Origin of the sequence: Streptomyces shaanxiensis (assembly GCF_039537145.1) — a bacterium.
In the GTDB taxonomy this organism is placed as follows: Bacteria; Actinomycetota; Actinomycetes; order Streptomycetales; family Streptomycetaceae; genus Streptomyces; species Streptomyces shaanxiensis.
Genome location: NZ_BAAAZY010000010.1, coordinates 32,819 through 50,742, shown reverse-complemented (window position 1 = coordinate 50,742; position 17,924 = coordinate 32,819). Strand labels below are relative to the sequence as shown.

The 17,924-nt window shown below is 71.4% G+C and carries 20 protein-coding genes; all 20 read right to left on the bottom strand.

Annotation, left to right across the window (positions count from 1 at the left end; translation table 11 throughout):
* Positions 1 to 45 precede the first annotated feature (45 nt).
* Positions 46 to 1,422 carry an 8-oxoguanine deaminase gene (locus tag ABD932_RS14275; protein WP_345012479.1) on the bottom strand — a complete coding sequence of 459 codons (1,377 nt, stop codon included), beginning with the start codon at positions 1,420 to 1,422 and terminating at the stop codon, positions 46 to 48.
* A gap of 133 nt (positions 1,423 to 1,555) precedes the next feature.
* Positions 1,556 to 2,479, bottom strand: coding sequence for a factor-independent urate hydroxylase (gene pucL, locus ABD932_RS14270; protein WP_345012477.1), 924 nt, complete (start codon positions 2,477 to 2,479; stop codon positions 1,556 to 1,558).
* A gap of 5 nt (positions 2,480 to 2,484) precedes the next feature.
* Positions 2,485 to 2,886, bottom strand: coding sequence for a hydroxyisourate hydrolase (gene uraH / locus ABD932_RS14265; protein ID WP_345012475.1), 402 nt, complete (start codon positions 2,884 to 2,886; stop codon positions 2,485 to 2,487).
* Positions 2,887 to 2,901: 15 nt separating this feature from the next.
* The gene (gene uraD, locus ABD932_RS14260) at positions 2,902 to 3,411 is read right to left on the bottom strand and encodes a 2-oxo-4-hydroxy-4-carboxy-5-ureidoimidazoline decarboxylase (RefSeq protein ID WP_345012473.1); all 510 of its coding nucleotides are present in this window, start codon (positions 3,409 to 3,411) and stop codon (positions 2,902 to 2,904) included.
* A gap of 149 nt (positions 3,412 to 3,560) precedes the next feature.
* Positions 3,561 to 3,929: a helix-turn-helix domain-containing protein gene (locus ABD932_RS14255; protein WP_126396116.1), complete on the bottom strand. Its 369-nt coding sequence runs from the start codon at positions 3,927 to 3,929 to the stop codon at positions 3,561 to 3,563.
* Positions 3,926 to 4,177 carry a YkoF family thiamine-binding protein gene (locus tag ABD932_RS14250; RefSeq protein WP_126396115.1) on the bottom strand — a complete coding sequence of 84 codons (252 nt, stop codon included), beginning with the start codon at positions 4,175 to 4,177 and terminating at the stop codon, positions 3,926 to 3,928. Before ABD932_RS14250 ends, ABD932_RS14255 begins: the two co-directional genes overlap by 4 nt.
* Before the next feature lie 474 nt (positions 4,178 to 4,651).
* Positions 4,652 to 5,731, bottom strand: coding sequence for a hydrogenase expression/formation protein HypE (gene hypE, locus ABD932_RS14245; RefSeq protein ID WP_345012470.1), 1,080 nt, complete (start codon positions 5,729 to 5,731; stop codon positions 4,652 to 4,654).
* Positions 5,724 to 6,854 (bottom strand): hydrogenase formation protein HypD, encoded by a 1,131-nt coding sequence (hypD, locus tag ABD932_RS14240; protein ID WP_345012468.1) that lies wholly within the window; start codon positions 6,852 to 6,854, stop codon positions 5,724 to 5,726. The genes hypE and hypD overlap by 8 nt, the downstream gene beginning before the upstream one ends.
* Positions 6,851 to 7,201, bottom strand: coding sequence for a HypC/HybG/HupF family hydrogenase formation chaperone (locus ABD932_RS14235; RefSeq protein ID WP_345012466.1), 351 nt, complete (start codon positions 7,199 to 7,201; stop codon positions 6,851 to 6,853). Before ABD932_RS14235 ends, hypD begins: the two co-directional genes overlap by 4 nt.
* A gap of 32 nt (positions 7,202 to 7,233) precedes the next feature.
* A complete protein-coding gene (hypF, locus tag ABD932_RS14230; RefSeq protein ID WP_345012464.1) occupies positions 7,234 to 9,594 on the bottom strand; it encodes a carbamoyltransferase HypF in 2,361 nt (786 codons plus the stop codon).
* Positions 9,591 to 10,385 (bottom strand): hydrogenase nickel incorporation protein HypB, encoded by a 795-nt coding sequence (hypB, locus tag ABD932_RS14225; RefSeq protein WP_345012462.1) that lies wholly within the window; start codon positions 10,383 to 10,385, stop codon positions 9,591 to 9,593. The genes hypF and hypB overlap by 4 nt, the downstream gene beginning before the upstream one ends.
* Before the next feature lie 3 nt (positions 10,386 to 10,388).
* Entirely contained in the window at positions 10,389 to 10,787 is a 399-nt protein-coding gene (gene hypA / locus ABD932_RS14220) for a hydrogenase maturation nickel metallochaperone HypA (RefSeq protein WP_345012460.1), read from the bottom strand.
* Positions 10,788 to 10,941: 154 nt separating this feature from the next.
* The gene (locus ABD932_RS43980; RefSeq protein WP_425587460.1) at positions 10,942 to 11,055 is read right to left on the bottom strand and encodes a DUF6893 family small protein; all 114 of its coding nucleotides are present in this window, start codon (positions 11,053 to 11,055) and stop codon (positions 10,942 to 10,944) included.
* Between the two features lie 11 nt (positions 11,056 to 11,066).
* On the bottom strand, positions 11,067 to 11,594 hold the full coding sequence (locus tag ABD932_RS14215) for a hydrogenase maturation protease (protein ID WP_345012458.1): 528 nt from the start codon (positions 11,592 to 11,594) through the stop codon (positions 11,067 to 11,069).
* Complete coding sequence (locus ABD932_RS14210) at positions 11,591 to 13,006, bottom strand: hypothetical protein (protein WP_345012456.1); 1,416 nt, start codon at positions 13,004 to 13,006, stop codon at positions 11,591 to 11,593. Before ABD932_RS14210 ends, ABD932_RS14215 begins: the two co-directional genes overlap by 4 nt.
* Entirely contained in the window at positions 13,003 to 13,686 is a 684-nt protein-coding gene (locus ABD932_RS14205) for a DUF6084 family protein (protein ID WP_345012454.1), read from the bottom strand. The genes ABD932_RS14210 and ABD932_RS14205 overlap by 4 nt, the downstream gene beginning before the upstream one ends.
* On the bottom strand, positions 13,683 to 14,312 hold the full coding sequence (locus ABD932_RS14200; protein ID WP_345012452.1) for a DUF5947 family protein: 630 nt from the start codon (positions 14,310 to 14,312) through the stop codon (positions 13,683 to 13,685). The genes ABD932_RS14205 and ABD932_RS14200 overlap by 4 nt, the downstream gene beginning before the upstream one ends.
* Positions 14,309 to 14,827: a hypothetical protein gene (locus tag ABD932_RS14195; protein ID WP_345012450.1), complete on the bottom strand. Its 519-nt coding sequence runs from the start codon at positions 14,825 to 14,827 to the stop codon at positions 14,309 to 14,311. Before ABD932_RS14195 ends, ABD932_RS14200 begins: the two co-directional genes overlap by 4 nt.
* On the bottom strand, positions 14,824 to 16,608 hold the full coding sequence (locus ABD932_RS14190; protein WP_345012448.1) for a nickel-dependent hydrogenase large subunit: 1,785 nt from the start codon (positions 16,606 to 16,608) through the stop codon (positions 14,824 to 14,826). The genes ABD932_RS14195 and ABD932_RS14190 overlap by 4 nt, the downstream gene beginning before the upstream one ends.
* An 89-nt stretch (positions 16,609 to 16,697) precedes the next feature.
* The gene (locus ABD932_RS14185) at positions 16,698 to 17,786 is read right to left on the bottom strand and encodes an NADH-quinone oxidoreductase subunit B family protein (protein ID WP_345012446.1); all 1,089 of its coding nucleotides are present in this window, start codon (positions 17,784 to 17,786) and stop codon (positions 16,698 to 16,700) included.
* Between the last annotated feature and the right edge of the window lie 138 nt (positions 17,787 to 17,924).

The following is a 17,924-nucleotide window of genomic DNA, read 5'->3' as shown; positions in this document are numbered from 1 at the left end:
GAGTTCGCGATCCCGAGTCGGCGGTACGGCGTTGGCGATACGGCGTTACTGCGCGGCGATCCGCGCCAGCCGCTGTGCTTCCTCCCGCGTCGAGCGGGCGATCGCGTCCTCGTCGGCCGTGAGCAGCCGACCGTCCTCGACGATCTGGCGGCCGTTCACGAACGACGCCGTGACCGGCGCCGCCGCACCGAAGACCAGCGCGGTCACCGGGTCGGCGATGGAGGCGTGCGCGAGGGTGTCCAGCTTCCACAGCACGAAGTCGGCCAGCTTGCCCGGCTCGAGGGAGCCGATCTCCCGCGCGCGCCCGAGGACCTGGGCGCCGCCGTAGGTCCCGAGGCGCAGCGCCTGCCGGGCGTTCAGGGCGGCCTCGCGGTGGGCGCCGAGGCGGTTGATGAGCAGGGCGTTGCGCAGCTCGGTGTGGAGTTCGCCGGACTCGTTGGAGGCCGTGCCGTCGACGCCGAGGCCGACCGGGACACCGGCCGCGAGCATGTCGGGGACGCGGGCGATGCCGGCCGCGAGGCGGGCGTTGGAGGACGGGCAGTGCGCGACGCCCGTCTTCGTGCGGGCGAAGGCGGCGATGTCGGAGTCGTTCATGTGGACGCAGTGCGCCATCCACACGTCCTCGCCGAGCCAGCCGGTGGACTCGAAGTAGTCGGTCGGGCCCATGCCGAACAGCTCGTGGCAGAACTTCTCCTCCTCCACGGTCTCCGAACCGTGGGTGTGCATGCGCACGCCGAGGCGGCGGGCCAGCTCGGCACCCTGCTTGAGCAGCTCGGTGGAGATGGAGAAGGGGGAGCACGGGGCGACGGCGACCTGGGTCATCGCGTCGAAGGAGGCGTCGTGGTGCTGCTTGACGGTCTCCTCGGTGGCGGCCAGCGCACCTTCGAGCGTCTCGACGGCGAAGTCCGGCGGCAGCCCACCGTCCTTCTCGCTGCGGTCCATGGAGCCGCGGGCGAGGGTGAAGCGGACTCCCATGTCGCGGGCGGCGCCGATGATGGCGCCGGACAGGTCGCCGGAGTCCTTGGGGAAGACGTAGTGGTGATCCATGGCGGTGGTGACACCGCCACGGGCCATCATCGCCAGCGAGCCCTGCGCGGCCGAACGCACCATCCGCTCGTCGATGCGTGCCCAGGTCGGGTAGAGGGCGACGAGCCAGTTGAAGAGGTTGTGGTCCGTGGCCAGACCGCGGGTGATCCACTGGTAGAAGTGGTGGTGGGTGTTGACCAGGCCGGGGGTCACCAGGTGCCCGGTGGCGTCGATACGGCGTACGACGTTCTCCAGGCCCTCGGGCACCTTGCCCGCGCCGAGCGACTCGATGCGGTTGTCCGCGACGACGACATGACCCGTGGCGTACTCGGTGTCGTTCGCGTCCACTGTCGCGATCGAACAGTTCTCGATGACGATGCGCTGGGCTGCTGCCATGATTCGTCCCTTTTCCTGAGGGTGTGCTGAGTTGGAGAGGGCACGGCAGGACCCTGGGGGATTTGAGTGCCGCGGCCGGTGGGCTTTCACAGCCCGGCCCGCCGGCCGCGGGTGCCGAAATGGAGTTGCCTGCTTACAGGTTGGTGAGGTCCACCGGGATCTTCGGCTCACAGCCGTCCCGCAGGATGGTGGCCTCGATCAGGCCGTAGGGGCGGTCGGCGGCGTAGTACACCTCGTTGTCGTTCTTCAGCCCGAACGGCTCCAGGTCCACCAGGAAGTGGTGCTTGTTCGGGAGGGAGAAGCGGACCTCGTCGATCTCGCTGCGGTTGTTGATGATCCGCGAACCCATTTGGTACAGGGTCTGCTGCAGCGACAGCGAGTAGGTCTCGGCGAAGGCCTGGAGCATGTGCTTCTTCACCTGCTCGTAGGACTTCTCCCAGTTGGGCATCCGCTGCTCGTCGTCGGTCCAGTTGAACCGCCAGCGGCCCGAGACCTGGGTGGCCAGGATGCGGTCGTACGCCTCCTGGAGCGTCGTGTACTTGTCCTTGACGTAGCCCCAGAATTCGGAGTTGGTCGAGTTCATCACGATGAGGTCCTTGAGGCCGGAGATGACCTCCCACTTCTCACCGTCGTAGGTGATCTGCGTGACCCGGATCTCCTGGCCCTTGCGGACGAAGGAGTGCTTGACCTCGTCCGCGCCGATGAACTGGGAGTTGGCGTCGGAAGCGGCGATGCGCTCCCAGGCGTACTCCTCGATACGGATGCGGGCGACCTTGATCGGCTCCTGCGACGTCACGAAGTGGCGCGCGAGGTGGATGCCGAACTGCTCGGCCGACTCGATGCCGTACTCCTTGGCGAACGCGTACACCGTGTTCTTGGTGGTGTCGGTCGGCAGGCAGTTGGCGTTGGAGCCGGAGTAGTGGACCTCCTCCATGTCGCCGCTCAGCGCGACGGACACGTTCAGGTCCTTGATGTGATGGGTGGCGCCGTCCCGCGTGATCTTTACGACTCGGTTCTCGGCCTTGCCGTACTGGTTCTGTCCCAGGATCGTGGGCATGTCTGCTAGCTCCCTCGGTAAACGGAGTAGCCGAACGGGTTGAGCAGCAGCGGTACGTGGTAATGCTCCCCGGGCTTCACGGCGAAGGTGATCGCCACCTCGGGGAAGAACACGGCACCGCTGTCCCGATTCGCGGGGGCGTCCTGCTGCGCATCGGCTTGCTTCTTCTCGAACTTCAAGAAATACGCCTCGACCGCGAAGTCGAGCCGTACGTGTGTGGTCCCCTCCGGCAACGCCGGGAGGTCCTTGCACCGCCCGTCCGCGTCGGTCGCGGAGCCGCCGAGCGCCTGCCAGTCCGCCTCGCGGCCGCTGCGGGCCGCGAGCTGGATGGCGACGCCCTCGGCGGGGCGGCCGATGCTGGTGTCCAGGATGTGCGTGGACACGGAGGCGGTGGTGCTGGTGCTCATGGTCTGGCGTCCTCTTCAGTCGTCTTCGACGAGGCGGGCGAGCCGGATACGGTTGATCTTGCCCAGTTCGATGCGGACGATCTCCCGCTCCTGCTCCGGCGAGTTGCCGATCCGTTCCTTGACCGCGTCGCGCATCTGCTCGCCGGTCCGGCCGGTGGCGCAGATCAGGAAGACATGGCCGAACCGGTCCTGGTAGGCCAGGTTGAGTTCGAGCATCTCCGCTTTGAGTTCCTCGGAGGCGCCGGCCATACCGCGCTGCTCCCGGGCCGAGGTCGGGTCGCCCGGCTTGGGGCGGCCGATCGGCGGGTGCCCGGCCATGGCCTCGGCCAGGTCCTCGGCGGTCAGCTCGGCCGTGGCGGCGTCGCTGACGGCGTAGAGGTCGTCGGCGGTGGCGTAGGGGCGGGCGGCGAGCAGCCGCTTCACCCACGCCGTGGAGGCGCACGCCTCGTGGAGAGCGGCGTGGGCCACGTGCTCCTCCAGGGCGTTGAACCGGGCCAGACCCGGGGGCGTGGAATACGACGTCACGGGAGCCTCCGTGGCCGCGGAGGGCGGCCTTCGTGCTGAACGGGCGTGCCGATAGCTAACGCCCTACGACGACGAGACGTCAACACTTTGTTGAAAATTCGCGGTAACGAAACCGGGCGGGCCGCCCAGGCGTCCTCGGCCCGGTTGCCTCAGGCGTTCTTCTCCCGGTTGAGGTAGTTGTAGACCGTGAAGCGGCTGACCCCGAGCGCGCTCGCCACGGTCTCCACGCCGTGCCGCACGGAGAAGGCGCCGCGCGCCTCGAGTATGCGCACGACCTCCTGCTTGGCCTTGCGGTCCAGATCGGCCAGCGGCTTGCCCTTGCGGCGCTCCATGGCGGCCAGGATGTGGTCCAGGGAGTCGGCCAGCTGGGGCAGGCGTACGGCGAGGACGTCGGCGCCGTCCCAGGAGAGCACGACGTCCTCGGGGCCGGCCTCGTCCGGCGCGATTATCTCCCCGCCCATGGCGTCGACCAGCGGCTTCACGGCCGCGATGAAGGGTTCCTCGCCGGTGCCGGTCACTGCTCGCCCTCCCCGATCACATTGACCTGGAGGGAGATCCGGGTGGCGCCCGCCTCCAGGCTCTTGCGCAGCAGGGCGTCCAGGGCGGTGAGCACGGCGTCGGCACCGCCCTCCGCAGTGTTGCCGAACGGGCCGACATCCACCTCGTCGAGCTCGGCCGCCTCGATGACCTCGCGGGCCACCAGCGCGTGCGCGGGCGCCTCGTCGAGGTCGAAGGGTTCGGTGGTGAACTCCACTCTCAATCGCATGCTGCCCCCATGACACCCCTCTGACCTGCACTTCAGCCGGATTGCCCACCGCGAGGGCACATCAGGGCTCCACAGGAGGCACCGATCGACAGCACCAGGGCCACGATGCACCGCAGGCCGATCACTTTCACGGCGGCGGAGCCGGGTCGTCCGCCCAGCTGCGACTGTAGCCGACAGAGGACCCACCTGACGGGTTCGAGAGGCATCACTTGAGCACCGTTCCACGCCCCACTCGACGCCGCCCGCCGCGATGCCGCCCCGGTCCGCCGCTGCCCCGCCTGCCCGTGGCGGAGCCTGCGGGCGCCGCACCTCTCATCGAGAGAGCCGACCGCGAACCGACACCCGGCGGACGCGGGTGTCGCGGCACGCCCACGCACGCAACCGCTCAACCACACGCACGCCGAGCCCACCCTTGTCCGCCGCCGGAGGGCCGACCGCCCCGACCGCCGGCCACCCCGCCGCCCGACTCCCGTTTCAGCAGATCCGCGGCAGCTGCTCCCCGAGCGGCAGGTCGACCACGCGGGTCCCGCCCAGGCCGGTTCGGGCCACGAGCATGCCGGGGTGGGACTCCACGGCCTCGCCGATGATCGCGGCGTCCGCGCCCAGGGGGTGGGCCCGCATCGCCGCCAGGACGGCGTCGGCGTGCTCGCGTGGGACGAAGGCCACCAGCTTGCCCTCGTTGGCGATGTACATGGGGTCCAGGCCGAGGATGGCGCAGGCGTTGGCCACCGCGGGCGGGACGGGGACGTCGCGTTCCCGGATGACCACCCCCGCACCGGACGCCGCCGCGATCTCGTTGAGCGAGGCCGCGAGGCCGCCCCGGGTGGGGTCGCGCAGCACGTGCAGATCCGGGGTGACCGCGAGCATGGCCTCGACCAGGCCGCCGAGCGCCGCGCAGTCGCTCTCGATCTCGACACCGAACTCCAGGCCCTCGCGGACGCTCATGATCGCCACCCCGTGGACGCCGATGGCGCCGCTGACGATCACGACGTCGCCGGGGACGACCCGCTGCGGACGCAGGTCGACGCCCGCCGGGACGACACCGATGCCGGCCGTGTTGAGGTAGATCCCGTCGCCGTGCCCGGCCTCCACCACCTTCGTGTCCCCGGTCGCCACCTCCACCCCGGCGGTACGCGCGGCCGCGCCCAGCGCCTCGGCGACCCGGGTGACCGTGTCCAGCTCGACGCCCTCCTCCAGGATGAATCCGCAGGAGAGGTAGGCGGCCCGGGCCCCGCTCATGGCGAGGTCGTTGACCGTGCCGTTGACCGCCAGGTCGCCGATGCTGCCGCCGGGGAAGAACAGCGGCCGTACGACGTAGGAGTCCGTGGAGAACGCCAGCCGGGCTCCGCCCAGGGAGAGGACGGCCGCGTCGCCCATCTGCGAGAGCGTCTCGCCGCCGTACGACGGGGCGAAGATCTGCTGGACCAGTTCGGCGGAGAGGGCTCCGCCGCCGCCGTGGCCCATGACGACGCGGGGCCGGTCGCGCAGGGGGGCCGGGCACGTCCACCCTTCGACGTCCAGGGACGGGGCGGGGAGATCGGTCGTTTCAGACAACGGGGCTCGCCTCCCGGGCCTTCGCGGTGGCGGGCACGTCCAGCCGCCGGTACAGGTAGTACGCCGCGCAGGCGCCCTCGCTGGAGACCATCGTGGCGCCCAGCGGCGTACGAGGGGTGCACAGGGTGCCGAAGGCCTCGCACTCGTGCGGCTTGAGCAGGCCCTGCAGGACCTCCCCGCTGCGGCACTCCGCCGGCTCCTCGGTCCGGATCCCCTCGACGGAGAAGCGGTGCTCGGCGTCGTGGTCGCGGTACTTCGGCGACAGCCGCCAGCCGCTGTCGGGGATCACCCCGATGCCGCGCCAGGCACGGTCGGTGACCTCGAAGACGTCCTCCAGCATGGCCCGGGCGGCCGGGTTGCCCTCGGCCCGGACGGCGCGGGCGTAGGCGTTGTCGACGGTGTGCTCGCCGCGTTCCAGCTGCCGTACGGTCCGGCGCACGCCTTCGAGGATGTCGAGCGGCTCGAAGCCCGTCACGACGATCGGCACCCGGAAGCGTTCCGCCAGCTCCGGGTACTCCTCCACCCCCATCACGCTGCACACGTGCCCGGCCGCGAGGAAGCCCTGCACCCGGCAGCTCGGCGACGACATGATCGCCTCGATGGCGGGCGGGACGCGGACGTGGGAGACCAGCATGCTGAAGTTCCTGATGCCCAGTCTGCGGGCCTGATGGACCGTCATGGCGTTGGGCGGCGCGGTCGTCTCGAAGCCGATGCCGAAGAACACCACCTCGCGGTCGGGGTTCTGCTGCGCCACCCGCAGGGCGTCGAGCGGTGAGTAGACGACGCGTACGTCGCCGCCCTCGCCACGCACCTGGAACAGGTCCCTGCCGGTGCCCGGCACGCGCAGCATGTCGCCGAAGGAGCAGAAGATCACCTCCGGCCGGGAGGCGATCTCCAGCGCCTTGTCGATGACCTCCAGCGGGGTCACGCAGACGGGACAGCCCGGTCCGTGAATCAACTCGACCTTGTCCGGAAGGAGTTGGTCGAGGCCGTGCCGGATGATGCTGTGCGTCTGTCCTCCGCACACCTCCATCAGCGCCCACGGCCTGGTCACCGTGGCGTGGATGTCGTCGAGGAGCCGGCGGGCCAGCTCCGGGTCCTGGAACTCTTCGATGTACTTCACTGGCCACGCACCCCTTCCACCGGTTCTACCGGTTCCACCGGTTCCACCGGTTCCACCGGTTCCACCGGTTCCACGCCCGCCTCCGCGGCCGCCATCTCCCAGGCGTCGCCGAACTCCTCCTGGAGCATGCCGAGTTCGGCGAACAGCTCCAGCGTCTGCTTCGCCGACTCCTCGTCCAGCCGTTGCAGGGCGAACCCGACGTGCACGATGGCGTACTCGCCGACCTGGAGGTCCGGCAGGTACTCCAGGCACACCTCCTTGACCACGCCGCCGAAATCGACGCCGGCCATCCGGGTGCCGTCGCGTTCCTCGATGTTCAGCACTCTGCCGGGTACCGCCAGGCACATGGGCCTCTCCTCGCTGTGGGGTCGCGGGTCGCTCAGTCGTGGGTCGTCTTCCGGGCGGCCACCATCAGCTGGCCCAGCGCCAGGCCGCCGTCGTTGGGTGGCACCAGGCGGTGCCGCAGGACCGTGAAGCCGTCCTCGCGCAGGCCGGCCGAACAGGCCGAGGAGAGCAGCGTGTTGGCGAACACGCCGCCTGTGAGGGCCACCGTGTCCAGCCCGTGCCGCTCCCGCGCCCGCAGGCACATCCGGCGCACCAGTGCGGTCACGGCGCGGTGGAAACGGGCTGCCACCAGTTCCGGTTCGACGCCCGCCCGCAGGTCGGCGACGATCGCCGCGACGAGGGGCGCCGGGTCGGCCCGCACCGGGTCGCCGCCCCGGAGCTCGAAGGGGTACGCGGCGGTGTCCCCGGCGGGCGCGCGCAGCGCGGCGGCCTCCAGCTCCACGGCGGCCTGCGCCTCGTAGCCGGCCAGGTGGCAGACCCCGGCGAGCGAGGACACGGCGTCGAAGAGCCGGCCCATGCTGGAGGTGGGGACGCAGTTCAGGTCGCGCTCCAACTGCCTTTCCAGCAGCCGTAGTTCGTCCGGCGGGCAGGCGGCCGTACAGGCGAGGTCGGCGGACCGGGCGATCCCGGCCGCCCGCAGTTGGGCCAGCGCCATCCGGTACGGCCTGCGCACCGCCGTGTCACCGCCGGGCAGGGGGACGTACGCGAGATGCCCGAACCGAGTGAAGCCGTCGTAGTCGGCGAGCAGGAACTCCCCGCCCCACACGGCGCCGTCGTCGCCGTGGCCGGTGCCGTCGAAGGCGACGCCGATCACCGGCCGGGTGCCGTCCAGCCCGTGCTCGGCCATCGCGGCGGCGATGTGGGCGTGGTGGTGCTGGACGCGTACGACGGTCCGGCCGGCCGCGTTCCGGTCGGCCCACCCGGCGGAGCGGTAAGCGGGATGCCGGTCGCTCGCCAGGCTCTTCGGCCGTACGCCCGTGATGGACCCCAGCTGCTGCACGGCGCGTTCGAAGGCGCCCTGCGTTTCGAGGTCGTCCATGTCGCCGATGTGCGCCGACAGCCAGGCCTGCCGGCCCTCGCCGAGGCAGAAGGCGTTCTTCAGGTCGCCGCCGACGGCGAGGGCGGGGCGGACGGGCAGCGGGAGGGCGACCGGCAGCGGGGCGTAGCCGCGGGAGCGCCGGATCAGCAGCGGCTCTCCGTCGCAGACGCGGACCACGGAGTCGTCGCACGGCACGTGGATCGGCCGGTCGTGCGTGAGCCAGGCGTCGGCCAGGTGCGCGAGTCGCTCCAGGGCTTCGGCGTCGTCGGTGACGATGGGCTCGCCGGAGAGGTTGCCGCTGGTCATCACGAGCAGCCGGGGGCCGACCGGGTCGCCGGGCAGCCCGAGCAGGAGATGGTGCACGGGCGTGTACGGCAGCATCACGCCCAGGTCGGGGCTGCCGGGCGCGACGGCCTCGGCGGGTCGCGCCGCCCCCGCGGGGTACGACGGGTCCGGGCGTCGCCGCAGCAGGACGACGGGCCGGACGGCGCCTTCGAGCAGGCTCCGTTCCTCGGGGCCCAGCCGGACGAGGTGCTCGATCTCGCCCGCGCTCCTCGCCATGAGGGCGAACGGCTTGTCGCCCCGGGCCTTCCGGTGGCGCAGGAGACGGACGGCGGTGTCGTCGGTGGCGTCGCAGGCGAGGTGGTAGCCGCCGAGTCCCTTCACGGCGAGGATCGCGCCACGGGCGAGCAGGGCGCGGGCCTCGGCGACCGGGTCCTCCCCAGCGGCGCTCCCGGCCCCGGGGACGATCAGGCGCAGCCGGGGCCCGCAGGCAGGGCAGGCGACCGGCTGCGCGTGGAAGCGCCGGTCGGCCGGATCGCCGTACTCGCGGGCGCAGTCGGGGCACATCGGGAACCCGGCCATCGTGGTGTTCGCCCGGTCGTACGGCACGTCGGTGACGATGGTGAAGCGCGGCCCGCAGTGGGTGCAGTTGACGAAGGGGTGGCGGTGCCGCCGGTCGTCCGGGTCGGCCAGCTCGGCGAGGCAGTCGGCGCAGGTCGCCGTGTCCGGGGAGACCAGGGTGCGGGCCGGGCCGCCGGTGCGGGAGGCGAGGATGGTGAACGCCTCGCCTCCGGCGGCGGGCAACTCCAAGTGGTGGACGGACTCCACGCGGGCCAGCGGCGGTGCCTGGACCGCGAGCCGGTCGCAGAAGCGGGCCACGGCCGAGGCACTGCCCTCGACCTCGGCGACGACGCCCTCCGGCGTGTTGGTCACGTGCCCGACCAGGGCGAGTTCGGTGGCGAGGCCGTACACGTACGGCCGGAAGCCGACGCCCTGCACCACGCCCCGCACGACCACCCGACGGCGGCTCGGCGGGTCGGCGGCGACGGCGGCGGACTGTGCCGGAGCGCTCACGAGCGAGGGGCGGCCGGGGCGACGGCGTCGGCCGCGTCCGTGTGTACGTGGGGGTGGCCGGCGTCCGCGGCGCCCGTGTGCGCGTGCGTGTGACCGGCGTCCGGCCGGCGGGCCATGACCGGTGTGTGCAGGGGCGCGCCCTCGGCCGCGGCGAGCGCGCGGTCGAGCAGTGCGCCGGTGCCCTTCCCCCGGCGTGCCGAGGTCAGGACCACCTCCACGCCCGGGTTGACCCGCTCCACGTTCGCGCGGAACGCGCGCTCGTCGAACTCCACCGCCTCGGCGATGTCGGTCTTGGTGACCACGACCAGATGGGCCAGGCCGAAGGCGGTGGGGTACTTCAGCGGCTTGTCCTCGCCCTCGGTCACGGAGGCGAGGACGACCCTCAGGGTCTCCCCCAGGTCGTAGGAGGCGGGGCAGACCAGGTTGCCGACGTTCTCCACGAACAGCAGCCGGGTGTCGTCGGGCAGCCATCCGTCCAGGTGCCCGGCGAGCATCGCCGCCTCCAGATGGCACAGCCCGTCGGTGAGCACCTGCTTGACCGGAGCTCCGGAACGCGCGAGCCGCGTCGCGTCGTTCTCGGTGGCGAGGTCGGCGGTGAGCGCCGCGACGGACACGGACCGCTCCCGGGCCCGCAGCAGTTCGCCTTCCAGCAGCGCGGTCTTGCCGCTGCCGGGGCTGGACAGCAGGTTGACGACCGTGGTGCCCCGGGCGTGGAGGTGGGTGCGCAGGAGGTGGGCGGTCGCGTCGTTCTTCGCGAGCACGGCCTGCTGCAGGTCGACGACACGGCACATGGTTCAGCACTCCTCGGCGATCGGTTCAGGGGTGGCCGCGTGTGTGGGGTCGCCACCCTCCCACCGCACGTCGGCGATCCGCAGCTCCCGGCCCGAGATCAGCTCGACGTCGGCCCCTCGGCACTCCGGGCAGGCCAGGCGGGGCGGCATGCCGACGGCCCATTCGTGCGCGCAGGGCGTGCAGCGGGCCCGTGCGGGCACCGGTTCGGTGACCAGTTCGGCGCCTTCCAGCAGGGTTCCGGCGCAGGCGAGTTCGAAGCAGAAGGCGAGGGAGTCGGGTACGACACCGGCCAGTTCGCCCACCCTGAGCCGTACCGAACGCACCGCGGTGACGTCCGGGGTCTGTGCGGCGGCGGTTTCCACCTGGTCGATCACGGCCAGCGCGACGGACATCTCGTGCATGGGTCCTCGTCCTCCCGGGGCCGGCCTTCATTAGAGGCGAGCGCCCCGGGCGGTCGGGCCCGGCACGCCGTGGCCGGGCCCTCGGGTACGCCGTTCGACGCAAGGGGCGGGACACCGCCGGCAGTCGCCCGGCGGGGTCCCACCGAGGGCGGGTTCACATCCGGCGGATCCGGAGATAGCGCCGGAGGTCGGGAAGCACCTGTGTGGCGACAGCGGCCGCGGCGACCAGGGCGGCGCCCGCGGCGCCGGCAGCGATGATCTTCTTCATCCCGTCTCTCCTCATGTCGAAGCCTCGGCGGCCGGGGCCTGTGCCCAGGCCGACGGTCCGCTCTCCAGCACCTCTTCGATCAGCCGAACGGCCTGGGGAACGGCGTCGGACACCGGCGGGCTGAGTCCCATGCCCTCGTCGGTCGAGGCCGGTTCGCAGCCGACGATCAGGACGCGCCGCGGCGGTTGTCCGCCGGTGCCGGCGCAGAGGGTGTCCAGCAGCACCAGGACGGTGTCGGGCGTCATGCGGTGGCCGTCGATCGCGGGAGCGGCACCGTCGTTGTCGTCGCCGCCGGGACCGTCGTACTCGATGACGTACAGCGTGCCGGGGGCCTCGCCGCGGGCCGTGGCGTCGACGAGGACGAGGGTGTCGTAGCCGTCGAGGAGCTGGTAGGCGAGGTGCACGCCGCGTACGCCGATGTCGACGACCTCGACGTGTGCGGGCAGGGGCCGTTCGGACAGCCGGCGTGCGGTCTCCACGCCGAAGCCGTCGTCCCGCAGGAAGATGTTGCCGATGCCGGCCACGAGTGTCCGTGTCATCGAGGATCCTCCAGTGGTACGACTTCGTCCGGCTGGAAGTACAGGTAGCGGCCCTGCTCGCGTCGGATGTCGGCGCCGGGGTCGCCGTCGACGGTCACGGCGAGGTGCACCGTGCCGTCGACGTCGTGCAGCACCGCCTCGACGGTCGCGGTGCTGCCCTGGAGGAACAGGTCCTGTGCGTCGGTGTGCCGCAGACCGGGGCGCAGTTCGACGCAGCTGCCCTTGCCGACCGGGCGGCCGTCGACCATGACCCGGTCGTGCTCCGGGTCGAAGCCCGCGTCGCTCGCCGGGTCCCACCAGGGCGTGTGGGGGCGTTGCACTCCGAACTCGTCGGGGAATCCGGCGGACTCCCCGGTGACTTCCCGCAGGCCGCGCACCGCGCCGTGCAGGCGTTCCAGCACCTCGGCCGGCATCGAGTCCGCGAGGTCGATGACCGCGGCGGCCCGTGCGTCGGTGCCGCGGGCCTCGCGTTTCTCCTCGTCGGTGAGGGCGGCGGTGCGCAGGGCGAGGATCTCGTCGATCTCGGTGGCGTCGTAGAGGGCACCCAGGCTTTCGGGGGCGATGGCCGGGTGGTCCTCCAGGATGATCGGTGAGGAGAGCACGAGGTCCGCGCGGCCGGGTTCGCCGGCGAGGACGGGCCAGGTGTGCAGGTTGCGGCAGGCGGCGACGGCGGCCTTCGCCCACTCGGGGGGATCGGTCATCGACAGGAACGAGCCGGCGTCGAGGGCCATGAGGAGGTGGGTGGCGACCAGGGAGTGCGGCAGCGCCGCGTCCCGGTCGGCCGCGCTGTCCTCGGGAGGCGCCCACGGGGTGGTGTTCTCGACGACGGCGGTGAGCCGCATCGTCCGGTAGGGGCCGTCGAGTTCGCGGGCGGAGAGCCGCACCATCCCGCTGACCTCGGCGCTGCGCCGGACCAGTCGGCCCACGGTCCGGCCTGCCGCGTCCAGGACGGGCTCGGTGTCCTCGGCGGCCGGCTTCCGGAAGGGGAGTTCGACCCCGTCCCCCAGCAGTTGTCCGACCGGCGCGACCAACTCGACGCGTTCTTCGGCTCCTTCGTCCCAGGGCACCAGCACCCGGTCGTCGAGGTGGAGTTCGGGCACGGTCTCGAAGTCGCCGTCGGGCAGGGCGCGTTGCACGGTGCGGCGCCGGGGGCGCAGGAAGCGGACCTCGACCGCGAGGGTCGCGCCCTGCTTCGGTTCCATCAGGCATTCCGTGTGCTGGAAGTCGTGCTCCTCGCAGTCGGCGCCCCAGGCGGGCGGCACCAGCACTCCGAACTGCCAGCGCAGCCGGTTCTTGGCGGCCGAGGCGCGGTACGGGTAGAGCACGTAGCCCTCGAAGAGCACGGCGTCGGCCACCTGCCTGGCGAGGGCGAGGCGCTCCTCGGTCTCGGGGGCGAACGCGGGGGCGGTCACGGATCGGTCCTTCCGATGGTGGCGGTGAGCGCGCGCAGCGGGTCGTTGTCCGGCGGGGCGGCCGTGTCGAGCAGCGCCTTCAGCGTCGCCTCCCAGGAGGGCAGCGCGTGCCGGGAGCGGTAGGCGAGGAGGGCGTCCATCGTGTCGCGGGGCAGCCGGATCCAGCCGCAGCCGGGGAAGTGCTGCTCGATGGCCTCCCGCCAGGTGGCGACCGGCATCCTGAAGGCCGCCTCGCGGTCCCACGGCACGGGCTCCACCTGGAAGCCGCCGCTTCCGGTGAACGCCGTGCCGGAGAACAGCATCAGCAGCGGGACCTCTCCGTCGGTGAGGGCGTCCAGGTAGCGGGCCGCGGCGATGTCCGTGTCGTAGGTGCAGGGCACGACGAGGTCGGCCTCGGTCTCGCCGGTGAACGCGGAGACCATCAGCGGGACCTGCGCGAACTGCACGGGCTGGAGCGTGGCGCCCCAGCGGGAGCGCTCGCCGAAGAGGTCCGTGATCCCGTCGGCCTCGTTACGGCCGTAGCCGCGGCGGGCGGGTTCGATGCGGATCTGGCAGCGCAGCGCGAGGGCGTGCACGGGGGTGTCGCCGGACGCGGTGACGCGCAGCCGGAAGACGAGGGTGGGTCCGGCGGCGTACCGGTCGGCGCGGACGCCGGTGCAGGCGAACGAGAAGTCGGTCACGGCCGTTCCGCCTCGTCCAGGGGCCGGGCGCGGCGCAGGACGTCCGCGAAGAAGGCGTCCAGGGCGGCCCGGGCCTCGGCGCCGCCGTCGAAGCCCTGCCACAACAGGCGCATCCGGCCGACGAGTTCGTAGCAGACGTCGATCGGAACGAGGTGGCACTCGACCTGGCCGTCGGTGCGGCGCAGCAGGAGCGCCTCGACGTCGGGTTCGAGGAGTGCGGCGAGCCGGCTGCCGCCGAGGACCTCGGTCCAGGTGTCCGGTTCGAGTTCGCTCTCGGTGGCGCCGGCCGGGCTGGGGTAGAGGGCGACCAGCCGGTCGAGCGCCGCGTTGCGGAAGAAGAAGGCGACGCCGACGGGGATCCGCAGCGCCTCCCACGCCCGTTCGTCGAGGCGGTGGCCGGGGTCGGTGAGGTAGCGGGCCGGGACCGCGCGGAAGCGTCCCGCGGCAGCCCCCGGCCGTTCCATGAGCACCGCGCAGGCGGTGCAGACGCAGACGAGGGCGCGCTTCTCGGTGTCGACCATGTGGCGGTGGTCCTCGGGCACCACGACCGCGCACAGCTCGCACCGCTCGGGCTGCGGCGGTCGCTCGGTGAGGAACCTCCGCAGGCCGACCGTGGCCGCGGTCACCGGGTCTTCGTCCCGATCTGCAACAGGGCCGGCGCCGACTCCACCTCGACGGCCCTGACCTCCGGTACGAAGCAGGCGAGCGCCGCCTGAGCGGCCTCGCGGGCACCCGCGCCGGAGCCACAGCCGCAGCCGCCGCCCGCCGCGGCCGCCCGCAGCGTCAGGGTGCCGCTGTCCTCGTCGAAGCCCACGACGTCCAGGTCGTGCTCGCGCACGCTGTCGAGGGCCCGGCCGATCCGGGTGTCGCGGTCCTCGGGGTGCAGGTCGTGCAGGACGAGCAGACTCGCGACGAGTTCGTCGCCGAGGAGCCGTGCCAGCGGGTCGCCGGGCGCGGCCGACAGCAGGTGGAGGGCGCGGGCCAGTCCGGAGCCGTAGAAGTCCATGAGGGACCGGACGAGTTCCTCGGCCGCGGCGGCGACGGCCGGGTCGCCGCTCGCGGTCAGCCGGTCGAGCACCTCCTCGACCCGGCGGCCGGTCTCCTCCGCGGACACCGGCCGCGCCGTCGTCGTCGCGCTCATCCGCCCAGTCCGCTCAGGCCGGTGGGCATGTGCAGGCTCTTCACCGTCTTGCCGCCGCCGACGTACATGTGGACGCCGCAGGGCAGACAGGGGTCGAAGCTGCGGACGGTGCGCATGATGTCGATGCCCTTGAAGTTCTCCGGGGAGTTCTCCTCGAAGATCGGGGTGTTCTGCACGGCGTCCTCGTACGGGCCGGGGGTGCCGTAGGAGTCGCGGACGCTGGCGTTCCAGGGGGTCGGCGGGTAGGGGTGGTAGTTGGCGATCTTGCCGTCGCGGATCACCATGTGGTGGGAGAGGACGCCGCGGACGGCCTCGGTGAAGCCGCAGCCGATGCTCTCGTCCGGGACCTCGAACTTCTCCCAGGTCTGCGTGCGTCCGGCCCGGACCTCCTCCAGGCCCATCTCCGCGCAGTGCAGGGCGACCGCGGCGGCGTACGCCTGGAAGTAGGTGCGCGCGCGGTTGCGTTCGAGCGCGTTGCTCCACTGCGGGATCTTCCACTCGAAGGTGGTCTCGGGCTTGGTCATCGTGCGGGGCAGGTTGATGACCACGCTGTGGCCGGTGGCCTTGACGTACCCGATGTCGACGAGGCCGGACAGGGCGGTGGACCACAGGCGGGCGATGGGGCCACCGCCGGTGTCCAGGGCGAGGTGGTCCTTGCCGTCGAACCAGCGCGGGGACATCACCCAGCTGTACTTGTCGTCGAAGTCCCGCTTCTGCGGGGCGGGGATGGTGTGCTGGTTCCACGGGTGGCGGGGGTCCACCGGGTTGCCGAGCGGGTCCTGGGTGACGAACTGCTCCTGGCCCTGCCAGTCCTCGTAGTAGGAGCTGCCGAGCAGGATGCGGATGCCGAGGTTGATCTCGGTGAGGTCGTTGGTGACGAGCTTGCCGTCGACGATGATGCCGGGCGTGACGAACATGCGCCGGCCCCAGTTCGTCATGTTGGCGTAGGTGAAGTCGCAGTACTCGGGGTCGTTGAGCGCGCCCCAGCACCCGAGCAGGACACGGCGGCGGCCGACCTCCTCGTAGCCGGGCAGGGCCTCGTAGAAGAAGTCGAACAGGTCGTCGTGCAGGGGCACGACCCGCTTCATGAACTCCACGTACCGCATCAGACGGCTCATGTAGTCCGTGAAGAGCTGCACGGAGGCGACCGTGCCGACGCCGCCCGGGTAGAGCGTGGAGGGGTGCACATGGCGGCCCTCCATGAGGCAGAACATCTCCCGGGTGTAGCGGCTGACCTGGAGGGCCTCGCGGTAGAACTCGCCCTCCAGCGGGTTCAGCGAGCGCATGATGTCGGCGATCGTGCGGTAGCCGTGCTCCGCGGCGTGCGGGGCCTCGGTGCGCTCGGCGAGTTCGAGGACGCCGGGGTTGGTCTCCTTGACCATCTTCTCGCAGTAGTCGACCCCGACCAGGTTCTCCTGGAAGATGTTGTGGTCGAACATGTACTCGGCGGACTCGCCGAGGTTGATGATCCACTCACCGAGGTGCGGGGGCTTCACGCCGTACGCCATGTTCTGCGTGTACACCGAGCAGGTGGCGTGGTTGTCGCCGCAGATCCCGCAGATGCGGCTGGTGATGAAGTGGGCGTCGCGCGGGTCCTTGCCGCGCATGAAGACGCTGTAGCCGCGGAAGACCGACGAGGTGCTGTAGCACTCCGCGACCCGCTTCTGCTTGAAGTCGATCTTCGTGTGGATGCCCAGGCTGCCGACGATCCGGGTGATCGGGTCCCAGGACATCTCCACCAGGCCGCTGCCGTCGCCGGCCGCCTTCGTCCTCGCTGCCATCGTCTTTTGCCGTGCCCTTCGTCGTGCGGGAGGTTCAGGTTGTGTGCCGGGGGTGCGCGAAGCAGTGGCGGATCAGGGGTGGCGGGGCGTCACCAGGGCGGCCGGTAGCCGGTGGTGATGCGCTCTCCGGTACGGCGCCACTTGGGCTCCTTGTCCACCGTGCGGGCCGTGATCGTCCGCAGTCTGCGGACCACGGCGCCGTAGACGCTGCTGCCCGTGCTGGACACCTTGGCGCCGGGGGGTTCGTCCATGAACGGCATGAACTTGTCGGGGAAGCCGGGCATGGTGCAGGCGATGCAGATGCCGCCGACGTTCGGGCAGCCGCCGATGCCGTTCATCCAGCCGCGCTTGGGCACGTTGCACTTCACCACCGGGCCCCAACAGCCGATCTTGACCAGGCACTTCGGCGAGTCGTACGACTCCGCGAACTCGCCCTGCTCGTAGTAGCCGGCCCGGTCGCAGCCCTCGTGCACGGTGGCCCCGAACAGCCAGGTCGGACGCAGCTTGTCGTCCAGCGGGATCATCGGGGCGGCGCCGGTCGCCTGGTAGAGCAGGTAAGTGAGCGTCTCGGCGAAGTTGTCGGGCTGGATCGGACAGCCGGGGACGCAGACGATGGGGATGCCGGCCTGGGACTTCCAGTCCCAGCCGAGATAGTCCGGTACGCCCATCGCGCCGGTCGGGTTGCCGGCCATCGCGTGGATGCCGCCGTACGTGGCACAGGTGCCGATGGCGACCACGGCCAGGGCCTTCGGTGCGAGCCGGTCGATCCACTCGCTGGTGGTGATGGGCTGGCCGGTCTCCGGGTTGTCCCCGAAGCCGCACCAGTAGCCCTCGGGCTTGATCGCCTCGTTGGGGACGGACCCCTCGACGACCAGCACGAACGGGTCGATCTCGCCCCGCTCGCCCTTGAAGAACCACTCGATGAACGTGTCCGAGCCGCCGACCGGACCGCACTCGAAGTCGATGAGCGGCCAGTGGACGGCGACCTTCGGCAGGCCCGGCAGCGCGCCGAGGACGATCTCCTCGATGCTCGGCTGCATGGCCGCCGTCAACGCGACCGAGTCGCCGTCGCAGCTCAGACCCGCGTTGATCCAGAGGATGTGGATCGTGGGTGTCTCGTCGGCGGGCGTGCCCGTGGTGCGCGCAGCGCCGACCGTGTCCGGCGTCGCCTCAGTCATGAGACCGCCTCCCGGGGAGGTAAGGGATGAAGGCCTGCATTTCGGACCCTCGGATTCTTCGTATCAGCCGTTCGGTGGGGGTGAAACGCGACCGTGGGCCATTCCGGTGACAGCGGCGGCAGTGGTGGTAGAGCCGGT